This window comes from Paraclostridium dentum, assembly GCF_012922555.1.
GTDB lineage: Bacteria > Bacillota > Clostridia > Peptostreptococcales > Peptostreptococcaceae > Paraclostridium > Paraclostridium dentum.
In genome coordinates, this window is record NZ_WIPK01000014.1 from 1 (window position 1) to 20,237 (window position 20,237).

21 protein-coding genes are annotated in these 20,237 nt (G+C 29.3%); 1 reads left to right on the top strand and 20 read right to left on the bottom strand.

Annotation, left to right across the window (positions count from 1 at the left end; translation table 11 throughout):
• Nucleotides 1–126: 126 nt before the first annotated feature.
• The 10 genes from GFJ41_RS15200 to tilS all read right to left on the bottom strand — a co-directional run bounded on the left by GFJ41_RS15200 (nt 127) and on the right by tilS (nt 10,684).
• On the bottom strand, nt 127–330 hold the full coding sequence (locus GFJ41_RS15200; protein ID WP_021429479.1) for a hypothetical protein: 204 nt from the start codon (nt 328–330) through the stop codon (nt 127–129).
• Nucleotides 331–555: 225 nt separating this feature from the next.
• Nucleotides 556–2,082: a lysine--tRNA ligase gene (gene lysS, locus GFJ41_RS15205; RefSeq protein WP_021429433.1), complete on the bottom strand. Its 1,527-nt coding sequence runs from the start codon at nt 2,080–2,082 to the stop codon at nt 556–558.
• A 15-nt stretch (nt 2,083–2,097) separates the two neighbouring features.
• Entirely contained in the window at nt 2,098–2,577 is a 480-nt protein-coding gene (gene greA, locus GFJ41_RS15210) for a transcription elongation factor GreA (RefSeq protein ID WP_021429468.1), read from the bottom strand.
• 100 nt (nt 2,578–2,677) lie between these two features.
• Nucleotides 2,678–3,646 (bottom strand): tRNA dihydrouridine synthase DusB, encoded by a 969-nt coding sequence (dusB, locus tag GFJ41_RS15215; protein WP_021429462.1) that lies wholly within the window; start codon nt 3,644–3,646, stop codon nt 2,678–2,680.
• Nucleotides 3,647–3,748: 102 nt separating this feature from the next.
• On the bottom strand, nt 3,749–4,519 hold the full coding sequence (locus GFJ41_RS15220; protein WP_170075773.1) for a type III pantothenate kinase: 771 nt from the start codon (nt 4,517–4,519) through the stop codon (nt 3,749–3,751).
• A 17-nt stretch (nt 4,520–4,536) separates the two neighbouring features.
• The gene (locus GFJ41_RS15225) at nt 4,537–5,133 is read right to left on the bottom strand and encodes an ECF transporter S component (protein ID WP_021429522.1); all 597 of its coding nucleotides are present in this window, start codon (nt 5,131–5,133) and stop codon (nt 4,537–4,539) included.
• Nucleotides 5,134–5,289: 156 nt separating this feature from the next.
• Entirely contained in the window at nt 5,290–6,249 is a 960-nt protein-coding gene (locus GFJ41_RS15230) for a P1 family peptidase (RefSeq protein WP_170075774.1), read from the bottom strand.
• Nucleotides 6,242–7,219, bottom strand: a complete 978-nt coding sequence (locus GFJ41_RS15235) for a biotin--[acetyl-CoA-carboxylase] ligase (protein WP_170075775.1) — start codon at nt 7,217–7,219, stop codon at nt 6,242–6,244. The genes GFJ41_RS15230 and GFJ41_RS15235 overlap by 8 nt, the downstream gene beginning before the upstream one ends.
• Before the next feature lie 65 nt (nt 7,220–7,284).
• Entirely contained in the window at nt 7,285–9,264 is a 1,980-nt protein-coding gene (ftsH, locus tag GFJ41_RS15240) for an ATP-dependent zinc metalloprotease FtsH (RefSeq protein WP_021429502.1), read from the bottom strand.
• Nucleotides 9,265–9,295: 31 nt separating this feature from the next.
• Nucleotides 9,296–10,684, bottom strand: coding sequence for a tRNA lysidine(34) synthetase TilS (tilS, locus tag GFJ41_RS15245; RefSeq protein WP_170075776.1), 1,389 nt, complete (start codon nt 10,682–10,684; stop codon nt 9,296–9,298).
• Nucleotides 10,685–10,950: 266 nt separating this feature from the next.
• Here tilS and GFJ41_RS15250 point away from each other — a divergent pair, with 266 nt between their 5' ends.
• A complete protein-coding gene (locus GFJ41_RS15250; protein WP_170075777.1) occupies nt 10,951–11,649 on the top strand; it encodes a polysaccharide deacetylase family protein in 699 nt (232 codons plus the stop codon).
• A 31-nt stretch (nt 11,650–11,680) separates the two neighbouring features.
• Here GFJ41_RS15250 and GFJ41_RS15255 read toward each other — a convergent pair whose 3' ends face one another.
• From GFJ41_RS15255 to yabG, 10 genes are all read right to left on the bottom strand, one after another.
• Nucleotides 11,681–12,103: a YwiB family protein gene (locus GFJ41_RS15255; protein ID WP_021429472.1), complete on the bottom strand. Its 423-nt coding sequence runs from the start codon at nt 12,101–12,103 to the stop codon at nt 11,681–11,683.
• A gap of 59 nt (nt 12,104–12,162) precedes the next feature.
• Complete coding sequence (murI, locus tag GFJ41_RS15260; RefSeq protein WP_021429466.1) at nt 12,163–12,972, bottom strand: glutamate racemase; 810 nt, start codon at nt 12,970–12,972, stop codon at nt 12,163–12,165.
• 17 nt (nt 12,973–12,989) lie between these two features.
• Nucleotides 12,990–14,057: a D-alanine--D-alanine ligase gene (locus GFJ41_RS15265; protein WP_170075778.1), complete on the bottom strand. Its 1,068-nt coding sequence runs from the start codon at nt 14,055–14,057 to the stop codon at nt 12,990–12,992.
• Between the two features lie 128 nt (nt 14,058–14,185).
• Nucleotides 14,186–14,713 (bottom strand): cell wall hydrolase, encoded by a 528-nt coding sequence (locus GFJ41_RS15270; protein WP_029878062.1) that lies wholly within the window; start codon nt 14,711–14,713, stop codon nt 14,186–14,188.
• 28 nt (nt 14,714–14,741) lie between these two features.
• Complete coding sequence (spoIIR, locus tag GFJ41_RS15275) at nt 14,742–15,404, bottom strand: stage II sporulation protein R (protein WP_170075779.1); 663 nt, start codon at nt 15,402–15,404, stop codon at nt 14,742–14,744.
• Nucleotides 15,405–15,522: 118 nt separating this feature from the next.
• Nucleotides 15,523–16,206, bottom strand: a complete 684-nt coding sequence (locus GFJ41_RS15280) for a GntR family transcriptional regulator (protein WP_021428109.1) — start codon at nt 16,204–16,206, stop codon at nt 15,523–15,525.
• Complete coding sequence (gene ispE, locus GFJ41_RS15285) at nt 16,199–17,080, bottom strand: 4-(cytidine 5'-diphospho)-2-C-methyl-D-erythritol kinase (RefSeq protein WP_170075780.1); 882 nt, start codon at nt 17,078–17,080, stop codon at nt 16,199–16,201. The genes GFJ41_RS15280 and ispE overlap by 8 nt, the downstream gene beginning before the upstream one ends.
• Before the next feature lie 114 nt (nt 17,081–17,194).
• Nucleotides 17,195–18,745, bottom strand: a complete 1,551-nt coding sequence (locus GFJ41_RS15290) for a DUF3794 and LysM peptidoglycan-binding domain-containing protein (RefSeq protein ID WP_170075781.1) — start codon at nt 18,743–18,745, stop codon at nt 17,195–17,197.
• Between the two features lie 94 nt (nt 18,746–18,839).
• The gene (locus GFJ41_RS15295; protein WP_021428036.1) at nt 18,840–19,106 is read right to left on the bottom strand and encodes a Veg family protein; all 267 of its coding nucleotides are present in this window, start codon (nt 19,104–19,106) and stop codon (nt 18,840–18,842) included.
• A gap of 165 nt (nt 19,107–19,271) precedes the next feature.
• Nucleotides 19,272–20,174: a sporulation peptidase YabG gene (yabG, locus tag GFJ41_RS15300; RefSeq protein WP_170075782.1), complete on the bottom strand. Its 903-nt coding sequence runs from the start codon at nt 20,172–20,174 to the stop codon at nt 19,272–19,274.
• Nucleotides 20,175–20,237: the final 63 nt, after the last annotated feature.

A 20,237-nucleotide genomic window follows, 5' to 3' on the forward strand; every position in this document is an offset into this window, starting at 1 on the left:
TAATTAACCTACTGTTTAATTTTCAAAGTTCATTTTTTCTTTTGTGTTTCGTCCGTTTCTTAAGGACAAGTAATACTATATCACCTTTATTAAACACCGTCAACACTTTTTATAATTTTTTTTAAATTATTTTGCAATTTTTTCTTGGTAATATTCTCTATTTCTTTTAACCCTAGTATTTGCAACCCTCTTACCTTTAGTATTCGCATTAATTTTTTTAGATTTAATACTATTAAAATCTCTTATAATTTCTGAGCTTATATGAATCATAACTTGTACAACCAATCCCATAACAGATAAAAGGCACATCCAATTAATTAAATTTTTCATATCAATTCCCCCTAATTTTTTATTAATACTTACTTCTAAATTTTTATTCCATTTTCCTTTATATACTTTTCATCATTACTTCTCATTTTCTAATATTATCTTTCAGTTTTTTTCAGCATTTAATATTTGTTCTCAAAATTATATATCACTATTAATTTTTTACTGTTGAATTAAACATAAAAAAACCTTTCTAAAATATTATTTAGAAAGGTTCTAATCTATTATTTACTCTTCTATTTCATCTGCAGAGTTTTCTTTTATAGGTTTCATTGTAGGGAATAATATAACATCTCTTATAGACGGAGCATTTGTTAATAACATAATAACTCTATCTATTCCTATTCCTAGACCACCTGTTGGAGGTAGACCTACTTCTAGTGCATTTACAAAGTCTTCATCCATATCACAAGCTTCATCGTCCCCTAATTCTTTCTTTCTTAATTGATCCATAAATCTTCCTTTTTGATCTATAGGGTCATTAAGTTCAGAGAAAGCATTTGCTAACTCCCACTTATTAGCGAAAGCTTCAAATCTATCTGTTCTTCTAGGATCCTCTACGTTTCTCTTAGCAAGCGGAGAAACTTCTACTGGATGATGAGTTATAAATGTAGGTTGAACTAACTTATCTTCACCAAACTCTTCAAATAAAGCGTTGATAACTTCTCCTCTTCTCATACCAGGAGTTATTTCTATACCTTTTTCTTTAGCTACTTCTAATGCTTCTTCATCAGTATCTATAGTAGAGAAGTCTACTCCAGCATACTCTTTTACACATTCTTCCATAGTCATTCTTCTCCATGGAGGTGTAAAGTCTATTTCTGTTCCTTGATAATCTATTTTCATGCTTCCAGTTGCAGCTTCAGCCATATGAGCTATTACATTTTCAGCTATTTCCATCATATCTGTATAATCTGCATATGCTTGGTATAATTCTATAGCAGTATACTCAGGATTATGTTTAATTGACATACCTTCATTTCTAAACATTCTTCCCATTTCATACACCTTATCAAATCCACCAACTATAAGTCTCTTTAAGTATAACTCGTTAGCTATTCTTAAATACATTGGTATATCTAATGTGTTGTGATGAGTTATAAACGGTCTAGCATTCGCTCCACCAGCTATAGTGTTTAATATAGGAGTCTCAACTTCTAAGAATCCTCTTTCATCTAAATAAGATCTTAAAGCTTTCATAGCTTTAGTTCTTGTAACGAAAGCATCTTTAACTTCTGGGTTAACAATTAAATCAACATATCTTTGTCTGTATCTTAAATCTTGATCTTTTAATCCATGGTATTTTTCTGGAAGAACTTGAAGAGACTTAGTTAATAATTTTACATCATTAGCTTTTATAGATATCTCTTCTTTCTTAGTTTTAAATACTTCTCCTTCGATACCTATTATGTCACCTATATCATATGTAGAGAACACAGCATATTCTTCTTCACCTATTCTATCTAATCTTACATAACACTGTATTCTTCCTTCTTGATCTTGTATGTCTATAAATCCAGCTTTACCTTGTATTCTCTTACTCATTATACGTCCAGCTAGTTTAACAACCTTACCTTCAAAAGCTTCAAAGTCATTCTTTATATCTGTAGAACAGTTAGTTCTATCATATCTACTTATATGGAATGGATTTCTACCCATCTCTTGTAATTTAGCTAATTTTTCTCTTCTTACTTTAAGTACTTCTGTAAGTTCTTCTTTAGCTTGATCATTAACGTTTTGTTGATCATTATTCATTTGTATACCTCCAGATTATCTTCTTATTTCTAATATCTCGAATTTAGCAATACCATCAGGAACTTGAACATCTACAACTTCTCCTTTAGCTCTACCTAAAAGAGCTTTTCCTACAGGTGATTCGTTAGATATCTTACCTTCATATGGATCAGCTTCTGCAGAACCAACTATTGTGTATTCTACTTCTTCTTCAAACTCCATATCATTAACTTTTACTATAGATCCTATAGTAACTATATTTGAATCTATTTTAGATTCATCTATTATAACTGCTTTTCTAAGCATATTTTCAAGCTTCATTATTCTTTCTTCAACTTGTGCTTGCTCATTTTTAGCTTCATCATACTCAGCATTCTCTGATATATCTCCGAAAGATATAGCTACCTTTATTCTCTCTGCAACTTCTCTTCTTCTTACTGATTTCAGATGCTCAACCTCATCTTCTAATTTTTGATATCCTTCTTGAGTTAATAATATTTCTTTATTATCTTCCATAACCCCTACAGCTCCTTCTCTTTGATTTTTATTTAACATTAAACAAAATTAATTTTATATCGTAACCATTTATGCGCTATATTATAAATTACTATCACCCTTATGTCAAGGAGTGCGATAAGTAGTCACGTAGCTTGTTTACTACTTCTTCATAGCTTTCTATCTTGTTAATTTCATCTCTTAATCTAGCTGAACCTCTAAGCCCTTTTAAGTACCATGCAATATGCTTTCTCATTTCTCTTACCGCTACATATTCTCCGTGTTCATCTATTGCCAATTTAAGATGTTTTAAAGCTGTATTTATTTTTTCTTCACCTGTAGGCTCCGGTAAAATTTCTCCTGTTTTCATATAATGGTTTATTCTTTTGAATATCCATGGGTTACCTTGAGCTCCTCTACCTATCATTATAGCATCACAATTGGTCTTATTTATCATATTTATAGCATCTTCAACTTCAAAAACGTCTCCATTACCTATTACAGGTATGTTTATACTTTCTTTTATTTTAGCTATTATATCCCAGTCTGCTTTTCCTGAGTAATACTGTTCTCTAGTTCTTCCATGTATAGCTAACGCACTTATCCCAGAAGCTTCTGCGATTTTAGCTATTTCAACTGCATTTATATTATTGTCATCCCAGCCTTTTCTAATCTTTAAAGTAACAGGTTTTTTAGAGTTCTTTACAACAGACTTTAAAACTTCTTCAGCTAACTTAGGATTTTTCATAAGAGCTGATCCATCTCCATTTTTTATAACCTTAGGAGCTGGACATCCCATATTTATATCTAGTATTTCATTAGGGTATTCATTTAATATTTCTGCTGCTCCTCCCATAAAAGCTGGATCAGAACCAAAAATTTGCACTGCTACCGGATGTTCTTCCTCTTCTATCTTAAGCATTTTTTTCGTGTTTTGATCATCATAACAAAGCGCTTTTGCATTTATCATCTCTGTGTATAACATTCCACAGTCTTGCTCTTTACATATAAGTCTAAAAGGTAAATCTGTTACTCCTGCCATCGGAGATAAAAATACTTTATTGTCTAACGTAACATTTCCTATTTTCATATACGGTCTCCTTTATTAATATATTTTATTATAAATATACCCAATTTATTTAATAATCTTATCATAAAAAAGGAACTGGATGTAAAATCCAATTCCCTGTTACTATTCTTTATTTTTATTGTAAATAATTTTTAATCCCTCTAGGGTTAAATTTTTATCTACACAATCTATACTATCAGTTTCTGATGCTATCAATGATGAAAGTCCTCCAGTAGCTATTACTTTTATATGGTCATGTCCTAATTCCTTTTTCATCATAGCTATAATCTTGTCTACCAATCCTACATATCCATATATTATCCCCGATTGCATAGCCGAAACTGTATTTTTACAAATTGTCATTCCAGGTTTTAACAGTTCAACTCTAGGAAGTTTTGATGCTCTTTGGAATAAAGCTTCACTTGATATCTTTATACCCGGCGCTATAGTTCCACCTAAGTATTCTCCCTTTTCTGATATTGCACAAAATGTTGTAGCTGTTCCAAAATCTATTATTATCATCGGTGATTTATATTTTTCTATAGCAGCTACAGCATTTACTATCCTATCCGCTCCTACTTGTTTAGGGTTATCATATTTAATATTTAATCCTGTTTTTATACCAGGTCCAACTATTAAAGGTTGTTTATTGAAATATTTCACACAGAAATTTTCAAGTGAATGCATAACATTAGGTACAACTGATGATATTATTATATCTTTTATTGAATTTTTGTCTACATTATCATATTGAAATAAATTATTTATTAACATCCCATATTCATCAGATGTTTTTGCTTTATCCGTACTAATTCTCCAATAATTTTTTAACTCTGTTCCCTCATATATACCTAAGACCATGTTTGTATTACCAACGTCAAATACTAAAAGCATCTACTCTAACCTTCTTTCTATTTTTTGCTTTTCTTTAGTATAGCTACAACTCCTGATACTACTAAAGCTCCAATTATAGCTTCGGGGATTCCATTAGTAGTAGCAATACCTAATATTACAGCTCCAGCCGTGGATGTGTCTCCTCCTATAGCTTCTACGTATCTTTGTGCATATAAGAAATATACCATTCCTAAAACACCAAATGTATTTATAAGAGAACCTATCAGTCCTGAAAAAGCACCTGCAACTGATGTTTTTTTCATTATTTTAAACACACCTTTGTATACATAGAATGACACAATTCCCATTATAACTCTAGGTAGTATAGATATAAAAGGATTCATAAATACAAACGAAGTTGGTTTTGGCATTGTGATAGCTCTTATAAAGCTTGTAAATCCAAAAATAAATCCTATTATTCCACCTACCACAGGCCCTTCTATTATAGAACCTATTATTACAGGTATATGCATTATAGTTGCATCAATGGGTCCAATTGGTATAAATCCTAAAGGTGTCATTGATAGCATTATCGATATGGCAGATAACATACCTATTATCGCCATTTGTCTAACATTTATTTTCTTTCTTGTTTGAACCTGTGTTTTCATCATAAAATATACCTCCGTTCCAGCTCTTATAGATGCCGGACTTTTTGTTTTTAACTAATCAATTATCTATACAATAAATCAGTCAGGCTCCTATTTTTTTATGGATGCCAGCTGCAACAAAACAATTTTATCAATATGAAATAACATTGTCAATAATTCTTATTTCAAATTAATTTCATTATACGATAGTATGTCATTAGTTTTTGAGGCATTTTTTATTGCGCTTATTACACTTTTTTCCACTACTTCACTTGCAATCGAACCTAATAATGTTATATCTGTTTCAACTTCTCCCGTTGCTAATGTAAATATCGTATCTCCATCATGAGGGGTATGTATAGGAAATATAGATTTAGCAAATCCATTATGAGCCATTTGTGATATTTTTTTACATCCAGCTTTTGATAATTTAGCATTTGTTACAACCGCACCTATAGTAGTATTATCTATATTAAAACCACCCTTATTAACACCTTTTTTCATTAAATCATACGTATTTAAAAAATCATTTTTATCATCATTTAAAACACCAGCTATAACTTGTCCATTTTCATATACATCACCAAATGCATTCACAGCTATAATCGCAGAAACAACCAATCCATTGTCTAATTTAATTGAATAACTCCCTATACCTCCCTTTGTACAAAACTCACTTCCTCTTATCTTTCCAACTGTAGCTCCACATCCAGCACCATAATTTCCTTGCTTAAGTTCAATGTTATTAGCTATTTGGCAAGCTTTATACCCCATTTCTATATTTGGTCTACATTTAGGATCTCCTACTCCTAAATCAAATAAAACAGCACCAGTAACTATAGGAACTTTCGCTACTCCAACATCAAACCCTATTCCTTTTTCCTCTAGATATCTACTAACCCCACATGTAGATTCCAGTCCAAATGCAGAACCTCCTGATAACACAATAGCATGAACTTTCTGAACCATATTTATAGGGTCTAATAAATCAGTTTCTCTAGTTCCTGGAGCTGAACCTCTAACATCAACTCCACAAACCCCTCCATCTTCACATATAATAACGGTACACCCTGTTAATCCTTCTTTATCCTCTACCTGTCCAACTTTTATACCTTTTACGTCTAAAATATTATTAAACATATCCATGCTCTCCTCTTATAGAAACTTCTCCAGATATAATTTCTTTTAATTTTCCATTTTTATCTTTAACTACTAAATCTCCACTTTCATTTATATCTATGCAAATAACTTGTTCTTTAACATTATTTTTTATGGTATATATTTCTTTATCTATAATCGCAGAATAATTTTTACACACATCTAGAGTAGAACTTTTATCATTTTCATTTATATACGAATTATACTTTAATTCAAATTCACTAAGTATATTTCTAACAATATCAACTCTTGATATTTCATATCCTTCTCTTACTATTGATGTTGCGATATTTCCTATCTCTTCAGGAAAATTAATAGTTTTTACATTTATTCCAATACCTACCACAATATAATTAACTCTCTCTATCTCCGCTGAAAGCTCTGTTAGTATCCCACAAGTTTTCTTTCCATTTAATATAATATCATTAGGCCATTTTATAGTAGCTTCTACCCCTAAGTTTCTTAATACTTTAACTATACTCGCTCCAGCAACTAAAGTTATAAAAGGAGCATCCATAGGAAGTATATTTGGCTTTAGAATTATACTCATCCATATTCCTTCATGCTTTTCAGAGTGCCAGCACTTTCCTAATCTACCTCTTCCACTCACTTGTTCTTCACTTAAAATCACAGTTCCATCTGTAGCTTCGTTAGCTATTGACTTAGCATAATTATTTGTAGAATCTATAGAATCAAAATGTATTATTTCTTTTCCTATAAACTTAGTTTTAAGATTATGTAGTATATTTTCTTTACTTAAAATATCATTTGGTGATTCTTTTAATCTGTATCCTTTTTTATTAACTGACTCTATTTCATATCCTTGTTCTTTTAAAACATTAATATGCTTCCATACAGCTGTTCTAGAAATTCCCAATTGCTTTGAAATTTCTTCTCCTGATATAAATTCTAAATCACTATTTAATAATAAATTAACAATTTTCTCTCTCAAAATAACACCTCTATCTAATTAATAATTAAAGTAAAGGCTAGGGAAAACCCTAGCCTCATTTTTTATTACTCATCTATTTGATCTTTGTCATTATCTACATTATTGTTATTGTTAACATCTACATCCTGAATTTCATCTTTCTTCGCCTCTTTAAAATCAACTTCAATAGCATCTTCTTTATTGATAGTTTCTTCTGTTGCAGCATTTTCTAATTTAGGATCTAATGATAACTCTTTATTAAATGCTTTTATAAACTGATCTGCATCTAATGTTTCGTATATTAACAATGCTTGAGCTACATATTCTAATCTATCCATATTATCAGTTAATAATTGTTTAGTGTTTTTATAAGCCACATTAACGATGTCTTTTATTTCTTTATCTATTTCAAATGCAACTTCTTCAGAATAGTTTCTCTTGCTACCTATACTATTTCCTAAGAATACTTCTTCTTCTCCATCTCCAAATGTCATAGGTCCTAGTTTAGAACTCATTCCATATTTTGTAACCATTTGTCTAGCAGTTGCTGAAACTCTTTCTAAATCGTTTGAAGCTCCTGTAGATATATCATCTAAAGTTAACTCTTCTGCAACTCTACCACCAAGTAAAACAATTATGTTTTCTTTCATTTCATTCTTAGTAGCATAGAATTTATCTTCAACTGGAAGTTGCATTGTAAATCCACCAGCTCTTCCTCTAGGAACAATTGTCACTTGATGGACAGGACTTACATGTTTAAGAACGTGTGCACATACAGCATGACCTGCTTCATGATACGCTGTTAACTTTCTTTCTGGTTCACTTATAACTCTAGATTTTTTAGCAACACCTGCTATTACCTTAGTTATAGCTTCCTCTATAGTTTCCATATGGATTTTCTTTTCTCTTTTTCTAGCTGTAAGTATAGCAGCCTCATTCATTAAGTTTTCTATATCCGCAGGTGTGAATCCTGGAGTTCTTCTTGCAAGAACTTCAATCTTAACATCCTCAGCTAAAGGTTTGTTCTTAGAATGAACCTTAAATATAGCTTCTCTACCTTTTACATCCGGTGCTCCTACAACCACTTGTCTATCAAATCTACCAGGTCTTAAAAGTGCTGGGTCTAATATATCAGGTCTATTTGTTGCAGCCATTATTATTATACCTTGGTTAACACCAAATCCATCCATTTCAACTAGTAATTGGTTAAGAGTTTGCTCTCTTTCATCATGGCCTCCACCAAGACCTGCACCTCTTTTTCTACCAACCGCATCAATCTCATCTATAAATATTATAGCTGGAGCATTTTTCTTTGCGTCTTCAAATAAAGATCTAACCCTTGAAGCTCCTACCCCAACAAACATTTCAACGAAATCTGATCCACTTATACTAAAGAATGGAACTCCCGCTTCTCCTGCAACTGCTCTTGATAAATATGTTTTACCAGTCCCTGGAGGTCCAACCATTAATATACCTTTAGGTATTCTAGCTCCTAAATCAATATATTTTTTAGGGTTTTTCAAGAAATCAACAACTTCTTGTAAGTCTTCTTTTTCTTCATTAAGTCCTGCTACGTCTTTAAATGTAACTCTTGTTTTATCATCATCCTTATGAACTTTCGCTTTTGATTTTCCAAAGTTCATAACTTTTCCGCCTCCACCTTGAGACTGATTCATAAATACAAACCATAGTATTAATACAAAGAAAAGCATAAGTAGCGATGGTATTATATCAAAGAACCAAGGAGTTGTTGGTTTTGGTGCCCCAATTAATTGTAATTTACCTTCGTTAGCCTGTTTTAATAATTGATCTGCAAGCTTTTCTGATTGAATCTCTTGTGGTATGTATGTTTTAAACTTTTTATTCGTACTCTTTATAGTTCCCTCTATAACCGTGTCTTCTACAATCTTTATACTAGATATGTTTTCTTTCATAAGTTCTCTGTAGACACTTGAAAACTTCATTTCTTCTACTTTCTCTGTTGGACTACCTGAGAACTGTACTATCCCCACGATAATTATAAATATAAGTAGATAGAAACCTGCTCCCTTTAAAATCTTATTCAAAAGAAGCCCTCCTTTCGTAAGTTGTTTTAATTTATAGTTTCTTAAAGGTAATCTTTAAGACTTCTTTTGTATTTGCATCAATTTTATAATTTTCACTAATCTTATAATCTCCAACACAAACTACTTCTTCATCATCTACCAACACAGGAATTTTACTTCTTTCTTCCCTAGGTATCTTCAAATCTATGAATAAACTTTTTAATTTCTTGCTTCCTCCAGCAAGTTTTATTTTATCCCCAGATTCTCTATTTCTTACTACTATCCCTCCTTTAAATTTATCTAAGTCAAATCCTTTAGAGGATTTATCAGCTTTCATACTTTTAAATCTTTCAACACTCATTGTTTTAGTTTCTATAAAGACTCCAGTTTCTTTTATTTTTATAACTCCATCTTTAGGAACGTTATAATTAAATTCGAAATCTTCATATGTTATTTCTTCATTTGTAAATAATATACTATCATTGTTTCTATATACAAACAAACCTCTAGGTAAAACTAATTTTTTATTTATTTTATCTTCATTCTCTAAATCAAATACATCTTCTATATGCTTTTGATCTACAAAATTAGTATCTCCTAAAATATACTTAATAGAATTTCTAATTATTCTACTTTTTATTGCTTTGTGTAAATCCATATATTTATCTAATATGATTTCAACACTTGTATTATTATTTAATTTTGAAACCTCTTTAAACTTTTTATTTCCTTCTGCTTCAATATAATCATTATCTAGCTTTAAGTTATTACCCATCCTACATATAGATTCAATCACATTAGTATTAAAATTTTCTTGCATATACGGAATTAAATCTAATCTTATTTTATTTCTAGTATATATGTTTTCTAAATTTGTACTATCTATTCTCGGATTTAAATTATATTCTTCACAATATGCTTCTATACTACTTCTTTCTATATCAAGAATAGGTCTAATTATAGTTTCATCTCTCTTATATTCAATACCTTTTAATCCTTGTAATCCAGTGCCTCTCATCATTCTCATAAGAATGGTTTCAGCTTGATCGTTTAAGTTATGTCCTATTGCTATTTTATTTGATTTAGTTTTTTGTTTTATCTCATAAAACATTTCATATCTTAACTTTCTAGCACCTTCTTCTATTGATAATCCATTTTTTTTGCAATATTCAGGCACATTTATTGATTTAACAAAAAATTTAACACCTAAACTATCACATAGTTGAGATATATACATAACATCCTTTTGTGCTTCTATACCTCTTATTTGGTGATTTAAGTGTGCTGCATATATGGAAATATCGTATTCTTCCTCTAGTTGCTTTAATATATGCAATAAACACACAGAGTCTGGTCCTCCTGATAGACCTAATACTATTTTATCACCCTTTTGTAATAAATTATATTTATTTATAGTACTTCGTACTCTATCTACTATCATAAATCATACCTCTTATACTTAGTTTTTTGACTCAAGTATACTTTCTATAAAAACTTCTTAAATCCTTGTATAAATTATTTTATTTTAAAACCTTGTTAAATAATATAATACCAAATAAATTAATCCAGGGGTAGTTTTTTTACATACATTTAATTCCATCAATACAAAATTCACATTACTTAAATATAATTAAAATAATATCATACAATAAGAGTATAAAATACCATTTTACAAAATTAATTTTTTATAAGTAAGGAGTAATCAAAATGAAAAAAATTTTATCAGTTTTAATTACATCATTTGTATTTGTATCTTTTATTTCAATTAATTCCCATTGTTTAGAAAACACACAGGTCGATAAAAAGACCGCTTATATTACATTTGACGATGGTCCAAATAAAAATACTCCTGAAATATTAGATTTATTAAGCAAGTATAATATGAAAGCAACTTTTTTTGTCTTAGAAGATAGAATAACCTTATATCCCGACATCGTCAATAGGATGCTTAAAGAAGGTCATTCAATAGGCTTGCATGGTCAAAGCCATGAAAAAGCAGTATTTTATTCTTCTGGTTCATCTGCTTTAAACGAAATTAATAATACAAGACATACACTGAAAGATTTAACAGGTTATGATACTAAACTAGTCAGAGTCCCTTATGGTAGCAAGCCCTACCTAACAAAAAATCAATACGATAGTTTAGTTAACTCTGGTTATAATCTTTGGGATTGGAGTATAGATAGCACAGATACACATAAAAATGCAACTGTATCATCTATAGTTTCTAACACTAAGAATTCCTTAAGTGAATCTGGAAATTCAGTCATCTTGTTTCATGACAAACAAACAACTGTAAAAGCTTTACCTAGTGTATTAGAGTATTTAAAAAATAATAATTATGAAATTAAAGTCATAGACCAAAATCAAACCCCAATGAATTGGTGGAATAGAAATTTCTATTAATTTTAAAAGCTGACTAATTATTAGTCAGCTTTTAATTAAGCTCTTCCGCGTTTATACTCACTTTATTTATTCCTTCAAACAATCCATCTATACACATATTATACTCTATATTTAACTGTATAGATTTATTTAATTTGTTTATTTCTAGTTTTTGAGTATTTATTTTTATATCAAATAATCCTTGAGGAGTTCTATATTTAGTTATTGTCTCTGATCCTTGAACAAACTTCATATCTGATTTAACAGCTCCAAATCTTTTTATAAAAACTTCATTTTCTGAAATTTTTATCGTAGTTGTTACATGAAGAGACCCCTCTTCTAATTCTTCTTTATACACTATATATATATCATTATTTTTCTCATACATACTTCCTTTAGATGTAACTTCTATTAAATCTTCATTACCTAAATTATCATATTGTTTTGTATGCATAGATATATTTACATCTATCATATTTAACCTCCATAGCAATATAAACCTTAGGTGAAATCCACCTAAAGTTTATACTTTAACTAATATTTTTGAATTTCAACTTGTTCTATATCCGTTATTTCTCGATTAAGAAACTCTTTACCTATAGATGCAAATCTTTCAGGTATATCAGATACATAATATTTATAGTATCCTTCTTTATCTACATTAGTATTTAACAAATTATTTTTAGTTAAAACATCTTTTAAATCTTTAGCTGTTTCTCTAGCAGGATTTACCAAAGATATTTTTCCTTCTAATACTTTATTTATAGTTCTCTTTAAAAGCGGGTAATGAGTGCATCCTAAAACTAACGAATCTATATTTGAAGCCTGTAACTCTTCTAAGTATTTTTTAGCTGTTAATTCTGCAACTTCCGTATTTGCCCATCCTTCTTCAACTATAGGAACAAATAATGGGCATGCTTTCCCAATTATTTTTATTTTATCGTCTAACTTATGAATTTCGCCCTCATAAGCTTTTGAATTTATAGTTCCCTCTGTTCCTATAACTCCTACAACTTTGTTTTTAGTAGTATAGGCCGCCGTTCTAGCTCCAGCTTCTATAACACCTATTATTGGTATATCATATTTTGCTTGTGCTAGTTCTAAACTTCTAGCTGTTGCTGTATTACAAGCTATTACTATTGCCTTAACACCTTTAGATATTAAAAAGTTAATAGCTTGAAAAGTGTATTTAATAACTGTTTCTTTAGATCTTGATCCATAAGGAACCCTAGCCGTATCTCCAAAATACACTATATTTTCACTAGGAAGTATACTAGTTATTTCTTTTAAAACTGTAAGTCCTCCTAATCCCGAATCAAAAACTCCAATTGAATTATTATTCATCTAACATGCACCTTCTTCTATTGTCTATCCTCTATAGCTAATTTTATTAAATTGTCTATAAGGTCAGTGTATTGTATTCCTGTTGCATCCCAAAGTTTTGGATACATACTTATATTCGTAAATCCTGGTAAAGTATTTATTTCATTTATATAAATTTCTCCATCTTTTTTATCAACAAAAAAATCTACTCTAGAAAGACCTTTACCATCTATAGCTTTAAAAGCATCTATAGCCATTTGTCTTATTTTCATCATAGTTTCTGCATCAATACTAGCAGGTATTTCTAGCTTAGATACTCCATTTATATATTTATCTTCATAATCATAAAAATCTTTTGCAGGTATTATTTCTCCAGCTATTGATGATTTTACTTCATCATTTCCTAAAACAGCAACTTCAATTTCTCTTGCATCTATACCTTGTTCTAATACTATTCTTCTATCATACTTTAAAGCTTCATTTATTCCACTTAAAAGTTCATTTCTATTAGATACCTTTGATATACCTACACTAGAGCCCATGTTAGCTGGTTTAACAAATATAGGATAATTTAAAGTTTGCTCTATTCTATCAAGCTCATCATTTTTACTTATATCAAATTGCCATTTAGTTGTATAAGTATAATCTACTTGAGGTAAGCCAATTTGAGTAAATACTTTTTTACATATAAGTTTATCCATACCCACACTAGATGCTAAAACACCGCATCCAACATATGGAATATTACTTATCTCAAATAGTCCTTGTATCTTTCCATCTTCTCCATAAGGTCCATGAAGTACAGGGAATAAAACATCAAAATGCTTAAAGGTTCCATCATTAAATTCTATACCTACTTTAGAATTTCCATTAGGTATTAAATTAATTTTAACAGTTTCATCCGCTAACTCTTCCCATTTTCCATTAGATATATTTTCTGCAGAACCACTATAATACATCCATTTTCCGTCTTTATTTATTCCTATTGTGTGTATATCATATTTTTCTTTATTTATATTCTTAAATATAGATGAAGCTGAAATTCTTGAAACATCATGTTCACCGGATTTTCCACCGAAAATTAATGCTACACTTAATTTTCTCATCTTATTTCACCCTTCTAATTTAATTTGTATTTTTATAATTATATGCGTTTTTATTATCTAAGTGATTATTATAGTTCATTTAACAAAAAAAATAAAGGAGTAGTTACTCCTTTATTTTTAATATTTATCTATTTCGCAAATACATGATTTCCTATTCTTTTATATGGATCTAGTTTTTTAATCCAGTTGCAAGTTGAAATTTCCGGATTCCAAAAATATATTGCTCCACTCGTAGGATCACTTCCATACAAAGCTTCTCTAGCTGCTTTATAGGCACTATCTGTTGGATCCTTATAAATTTCCCCATTATCTACTACTGAAAATGCATTTCTTTGATAAATAACATCTTTTATATTATCTGGAAATCTAGGATCTAAAACTCTATTTATTACAACCGCCGCTACGGCAACTTGTCCTTCATATTCTTCTCCTCTAGCTTCACTAGATACTAATTTGGATAATAAATACAGTTCATCATTTGTAATACTTATAACTTCTTTTGGTTCTGATTTATCTTCTTTATTATTGCTAACGAACTTATTACTTTCAATTCTATAGCTATTTTGTGTATTGCTATCAGCAAATACACTATTACTATTAAATGTTAAAATTAGCAGAGTACACATCGCTAAAAAGAATTTGGTGTGATACTTCATGTCGTAAAATCCACTCCTTTAAAATATATTATTTCTTATTAGACTTTAAATCCTCTAGTATTTCTAATATTTTAAATTTGATTTTTTTATTAGATGCCTTTTCAATATTTTCTCCTGATATCAACTTATATTCTTCATCTGTTAATACCTTTTTTAATTTTTCATCTGTCTCTTTATCTATAACACCATTATTTTCGTCAACAAAGCATAGCGGAGGAAACATTACACACCACCAATTTCTACCTTGTCCTTCACCTATAATGATTCTTAAAGCTTTATACTCTCCTGCTGGTAAAACTATATTTGAATATTGTTTTGCAGGAAAATTAGTATATTCAAGATTAACCTTCACTTCATAAGTATACCCATTTTCCTCAATAATATTTTTAGATATTTTTTCTAAGTTTTTTTTCTGAGATAAAATTATTTTTTCACTTTCCTCAATACTATTAGATTTTTTTAACATCGGTTGTAAATACTTAATAACTTCATCTCTTACTTTCAACTTTAATGCCTGATCTTCATCGCTATCACTATTTGCTAAAACATGAAATCTTATTAATTTATCTTTATAATTGCTTGAAACTCTTTCAACTTTATTTACTTCCCCAAAAATATATATAGTACTCATTATAATCATAGTTATTAATAAAAAACTTAACCCCAATATTCTTAACTTTATCCTTTTCATAATATATATCCCCCTAATATATTTTAATATCTTGATTATCTCCTAATATGGATTTTTTATTCTTAAAGTTTTAAAAAAACATAAAAAAATAGACTGTTAATTTAAACAGTCTATTTTTTTATATATTTTTATTATTCATAGCTCTCTCTATTATAAATTGTTCAGCTTTTTCTATATGCTCTATAGCATATTTTTTAGCATCTTCATTATTACCAGATATTATAGCTTTTAAAATTCTCTCATGTTCTTCTACTAAATTATACGATGTGTCAAAATCAGATATATATGTTGCTCTGAATCTATGAACTTGTTCCCAAAGTGAATTTATTATTTGACTTAACTTTTTATTTTTAGTCGCGTTGAATATACATTCATGAAACTCAACATCTTTTTTTAATAGTACATCAATTTCATCTTTTCTTTCGATGCTACGTTTAAAATCTTCTGCTATATCTTGTAATTTTTTAGCATCTTCTTCATGTATTCTCTCTGCCGCTAAATATGCAGCTAAACCTTCTAAGCTCGATCTTATCTCTAATACATCTATTATATCCTTTAATGACATATTAGCTACATATGCACCTTTCCTCGGTAACATAACTACAAGCCCTTCTAGTTCTAGTTTTCTAATAGCCTCTCTTATAGGAGTTCTACTTACACCTAATTGTTCAGCTAATTGAACCTCCATAAGTCTTTGTCCTGGTTTTAATTGCCCCTCTAAAATAGCTTCTCTTAAGTTTTCAAAAACTACATCTCTTAACGGTTTATAATTGTCTAAATTTAATTTTGTTAAGCTATCCATAAATTTCAACTCCTTTATTGCTGCTTTTAACTAGATAAACCTGATTGTACTTAACCTGTAAATCTTCTTTGGCTTTAATTGCACAATCTTTATTGTCAAATAACCCAAAAACTGTAGGGCCACTTCCACTCATCATAGATCCTAATGCTTTATTTTTGATCATTATATCTTCTATTTGTCCTATTTCTGAATATTTCAAAGAAGTAACTTCTTCCAATACATTCACCATATTCTCAGAAATAAATTTAACATCTTCTTTTTGTAAAGCATCTATAAGTTTTTTATTTTGAGGTCTTCTTTTAACTTTGTCCATATTCAAAGATTGGTAAACTTCCTTTGTTGATACAAATATATTAGGTTTACATACCAAAATATTTAAATCTTCAGGTAAACCTTTTATATTAGTTAATTCTTCCCCTATACCTTCTGCTAATGCACTTCCTCCAGTTATACAAAACGGAACATCCGCTCCTAACTTCAACCCAATATCCTTTAATTCATTTTCACTTAACCCCAAGTTCCATAATTTATTTAAACCTACTAAAACTGCAGCTGCATTAGAGCTTCCTCCTGCCATTCCTGCTGCTACAGGTATATTTTTTTCTATAGAAATTTCTATTCCCTTTTCTATATTAAACTGATTTTTTAATAAATTTACAGCTTTATACATAATATTATCTTCATTTAAAGGTATATCTAAACTATTACTTTTTATTAATATTGAGTTTTCTTCTATTTCAGTTATTTTCAACTTATCATATAGATCTATTGTTTGCATTATCATCTCTACAAGGTGATAACCATCTTCTCTTTTTCCAAGCACATCTATTGATAAGTTAACCTTAGCTCTGCTCTTTAAATCTATAGAGTTCATGCTTTCCTCCTTATTGTGCTATAACGACCATAAATATTTATAGTATACATTATACTACAAAAAATAAAATAATAGGGAACTATAATTCCCTATTATCTTATTTTGTAAATAATTTTATACTTCTACCGGAGTTTTTTTCTCAATTATTAAACATTGCCCTACATCTAATTGATCATCTGTTTTTATTTCATTTATCTCAGCTATATCATCTATTGTTGTATTATATTTCTTAGCTATATTCCATAATTTATCGCCTTCTTTAGCAACATATATCGTTATGCTAGGTCTTTGAGATAAGTCTATAGGTCCTTGATCTTCGCCCTTAACAATGAAGCTATCTTTTTTCTTATCTAAAACTTCGCAGTATCTTCTAACTTTAACAGTTACATCTATTTGATCTCTATTTAAATCAAACTCTACCCTATCTATATTTACATGATTAAATGCATTCGCACTATCTTTCACATTTCCAATTTCAACATCATGAGTAAATGGTATTTCTTCTGTTAGTCTATATACCGGTCTTAAACCTTCTACAGGAGTATATAAAACATCAATTAAAACTACACCTTCTACTATGCTCTTTCCACCTTCAAATAATGAATTTTCAACTATTATATTTGAATCTACACTTACTATATCTTTTATTTGTATATCATCACTATTATTTTTTATAGTATCTCTTATATTGAAAAATTCACTTCCACTACTTACAACTTTATTAAGCTCAACATTTCTGCTTTCAAACTTAAGAGTTCTATCAGGTGAATATGCGTCTTGTAATACCTCTCTCGTAACATCTTCTGATACTTTAACTTTAGCTCTTGCTGTACAATCTACTTCTAAAGCGCCTGTATTTGTTTCTTCATTTCTCTTGAATATATAGTTTAAGTCAACTATTTCTACCATAGCCTCTTCTTTCATACCTTCGCATGCACCTGGAACTTCTATAAATTGAGTGAAATCTAACCCAACTCTATCTAATTCTACTAGTTCACCTTCATAAGTGTAAGCTACTGGATTCAATTCTAAAACTCCACCAACTATAACCTTATTGTCAGACACCCTAGTTTCTTTTAATTTCATTCTAGGCCCTATAGAAACTATATTATCTATATCTTCAGTGCTTATATTTATAGTATCTCTAACTACACTTTCAGATTTTTCTATTCCAACTATATCTTCGAACTGAACTTCTTTTCTATGTTTTTGAACATTTTCTATTTGAGAAACATCTTTTACTATATCTATAGTATTTTTTTCAAATAAACTACCTCTTATATTTAAAAGTGCTCCTACTCTTATCTTTCTTTCATTTATAACTGTACAATCTATATGTTCTACATCGTAGAAAAGCATATTTTCCATATCAGCTACTATATTATCTTTTTCTACCACTTCATTTATTTCTATTCTTCCCTCTACATTTGATACAGTGTTTTTATCTTCAGTTAGATAAATAACATTATAATTAAAATTCCCTCTAAATATTATTTTACCATCTAATATCTCTTGTTTCTTTAAAGCTATGTACCCCTCTGTTTTTATTATTTCATATACGTCGTCCTTTTTATCTGATACAACAGCTTCTGTTTCTATAAAAGTTTGAAACCTTCCAAAATCAATTCTGTTGTCAACTTGTAAAATATCTTTTATAAGATTCATATGTTACCCTCCTAAATTAAATATAACTATCACACTATATTTATATTTAGAAAGTAAAAAAAAAATTACACCTATTTTTAATAGGTATAATTTTTTAACTTACATTTAATTTATTTGGTTCTTTAATTACTTTCAATTTAACGTTATCAGTTAATAGGTCTGAATAGCTATATGATACTCTAGAATATCCATTATCCTCATCATCTAGCTTAACAACAAATATACTAGGATATACTTTTTCTAGTACGCCTTTTTTAGTAACTATTTGTTTTCTTCCTTTATTAGCTTTTAATAAAATCTTTCTTCCCAGGTGCTTCTCTAAAGTCTGTCTTATTTTATTCAAAGTTTGAACAGTGGCCATTACATCACCTTCTTTAACATTATATGTTCGTAATTATAATATTACCACAATCAAACTTTTTTGTCAAACCTAAACTAAATATTTTATATATTTTTTGATAAAAAGTCAATACTGTTTTTTTTTCTAAATTTGGATTATAATTTATATATTTTTTTATACACAAAATCAATAAGTATTATATATAGATAAAGGCATTGTTAATCTAAATTTTCCTCTGGTTTCTATACCTCCGACACCTTTAATCCCTGTAACTGTATGATTTAATATTTCATCTAAAGGAACAACTTTATCTATTCTAGAACAAGCAATTTTTTCTACAACCAACAAAGGATCTAGCGCATGTATCATTACACGACTTGGAGAACTTGCAAAATTAGCTCCCGATTTTATTATTTCTTCGTAATTAGATTGGCATGCTCCTGCAAATATAACTAAACTATCTAGTGATGGATCATATTTTCTAGCTTCTTTAACCGTTTTTATAAAATTAGCTGTATTTCTATAATTTTTAATATCTTTAAGGTTTCCTTTACTATTAACTATAGCATCGTGTCCTGTTATAACTAATATGGATGGATTATGTTGTTCTAACAAATTTCTAACTTCTTTATATTGAAGGCTCTCAGGTATAGCTTTACCCACTGCCGGAATTCCTAATTTAGTATAAACATCTAGGCAAATTTTTAAATATTCAGGATCTCCGTCTATATGAAGTACTTTCCCTGGCATTCCATATGAATTTTGAACTTGATTTTGACCTTGACCTTGAGCTTGCTTATTATTATTTGAGGACTTTTGCATAGCTCTATTTAGTCTTCTATTTCTCTCTCTAGTTTTTTTTATACTTTTATGCAAAATATTTTCAACATCTTTGTCTATTAATGTATCTTTCATATCGTAAAAGTTTACTTTCTCTAAGTCATCTATTCCTGAATCTGCAATTATTCTAAAGGCAACCCCTTTTAAAATAGCTATCTTTTGATTGTTTTCATCTATTTCAAACCCTATTATTCTAAATATAATATCTTTCTCATAAGACTTTCTTACAACGATGTCTCCTATCTTCATAATATAGTTGTCCTCCTATAAAATTTGTGTTCTTACTTTATAATATGACCATCGACAAATATT

Excerpts from the sequence above, each read along its gene's own strand:
- GFJ41_RS15270 (WP_029878062.1), bottom strand. The coding sequence starts at position 14,713 with ATGAAGTATCACACCAAATTCTTTTTAGCGATGTGTACTCTGCTAATT.
- yabG (WP_170075782.1), bottom strand. The coding sequence starts at position 20,174 with ATGAAGATAGGAGACATCGTTGTAAGAAAGTCTTATGAGAAAGATATT.
- GFJ41_RS15265 (WP_170075778.1), bottom strand. The coding sequence starts at position 14,057 with ATGAGAAAATTAAGTGTAGCATTAATTTTCGGTGGAAAATCCGGTGAA.
- ispE (WP_170075780.1), bottom strand. The coding sequence starts at position 17,080 with ATGAACTCTATAGATTTAAAGAGCAGAGCTAAGGTTAACTTATCAATA.
- GFJ41_RS15250 (WP_170075777.1), top strand. The coding sequence starts at position 10,951 with ATGAAAAAAATTTTATCAGTTTTAATTACATCATTTGTATTTGTATCT.
- GFJ41_RS15280 (WP_021428109.1), bottom strand. The coding sequence starts at position 16,206 with ATGGATAGCTTAACAAAATTAAATTTAGACAATTATAAACCGTTAAGA.
- tilS (WP_170075776.1), bottom strand. The coding sequence starts at position 10,684 with ATGATAGTAGATAGAGTACGAAGTACTATAAATAAATATAATTTATTA.
- GFJ41_RS15230 (WP_170075774.1), bottom strand. The coding sequence starts at position 6,249 with ATGTTTAATAATATTTTAGACGTAAAAGGTATAAAAGTTGGACAGGTA.
- greA (WP_021429468.1), bottom strand. The coding sequence starts at position 2,577 with ATGGAAGATAATAAAGAAATATTATTAACTCAAGAAGGATATCAAAAA.
- murI (WP_021429466.1), bottom strand. The coding sequence starts at position 12,972 with ATGAATAATAATTCAATTGGAGTTTTTGATTCGGGATTAGGAGGACTT.
- GFJ41_RS15290 (WP_170075781.1), bottom strand. The coding sequence starts at position 18,745 with ATGAATCTTATAAAAGATATTTTACAAGTTGACAACAGAATTGATTTT.
- GFJ41_RS15200 (WP_021429479.1), bottom strand. The coding sequence starts at position 330 with ATGAAAAATTTAATTAATTGGATGTGCCTTTTATCTGTTATGGGATTG.
- GFJ41_RS15225 (WP_021429522.1), bottom strand. The coding sequence starts at position 5,133 with ATGATGAAAACACAGGTTCAAACAAGAAAGAAAATAAATGTTAGACAA.
- dusB (WP_021429462.1), bottom strand. The coding sequence starts at position 3,646 with ATGAAAATAGGAAATGTTACGTTAGACAATAAAGTATTTTTATCTCCG.
- spoIIR (WP_170075779.1), bottom strand. The coding sequence starts at position 15,404 with ATGAAAAGGATAAAGTTAAGAATATTGGGGTTAAGTTTTTTATTAATA.
- lysS (WP_021429433.1), bottom strand. The coding sequence starts at position 2,082 with ATGAATAATGATCAACAAAACGTTAATGATCAAGCTAAAGAAGAACTT.
- GFJ41_RS15295 (WP_021428036.1), bottom strand. The coding sequence starts at position 19,106 with ATGGCCACTGTTCAAACTTTGAATAAAATAAGACAGACTTTAGAGAAG.
- GFJ41_RS15255 (WP_021429472.1), bottom strand. The coding sequence starts at position 12,103 with ATGATAGATGTAAATATATCTATGCATACAAAACAATATGATAATTTA.
- GFJ41_RS15220 (WP_170075773.1), bottom strand. The coding sequence starts at position 4,519 with ATGCTTTTAGTATTTGACGTTGGTAATACAAACATGGTCTTAGGTATA.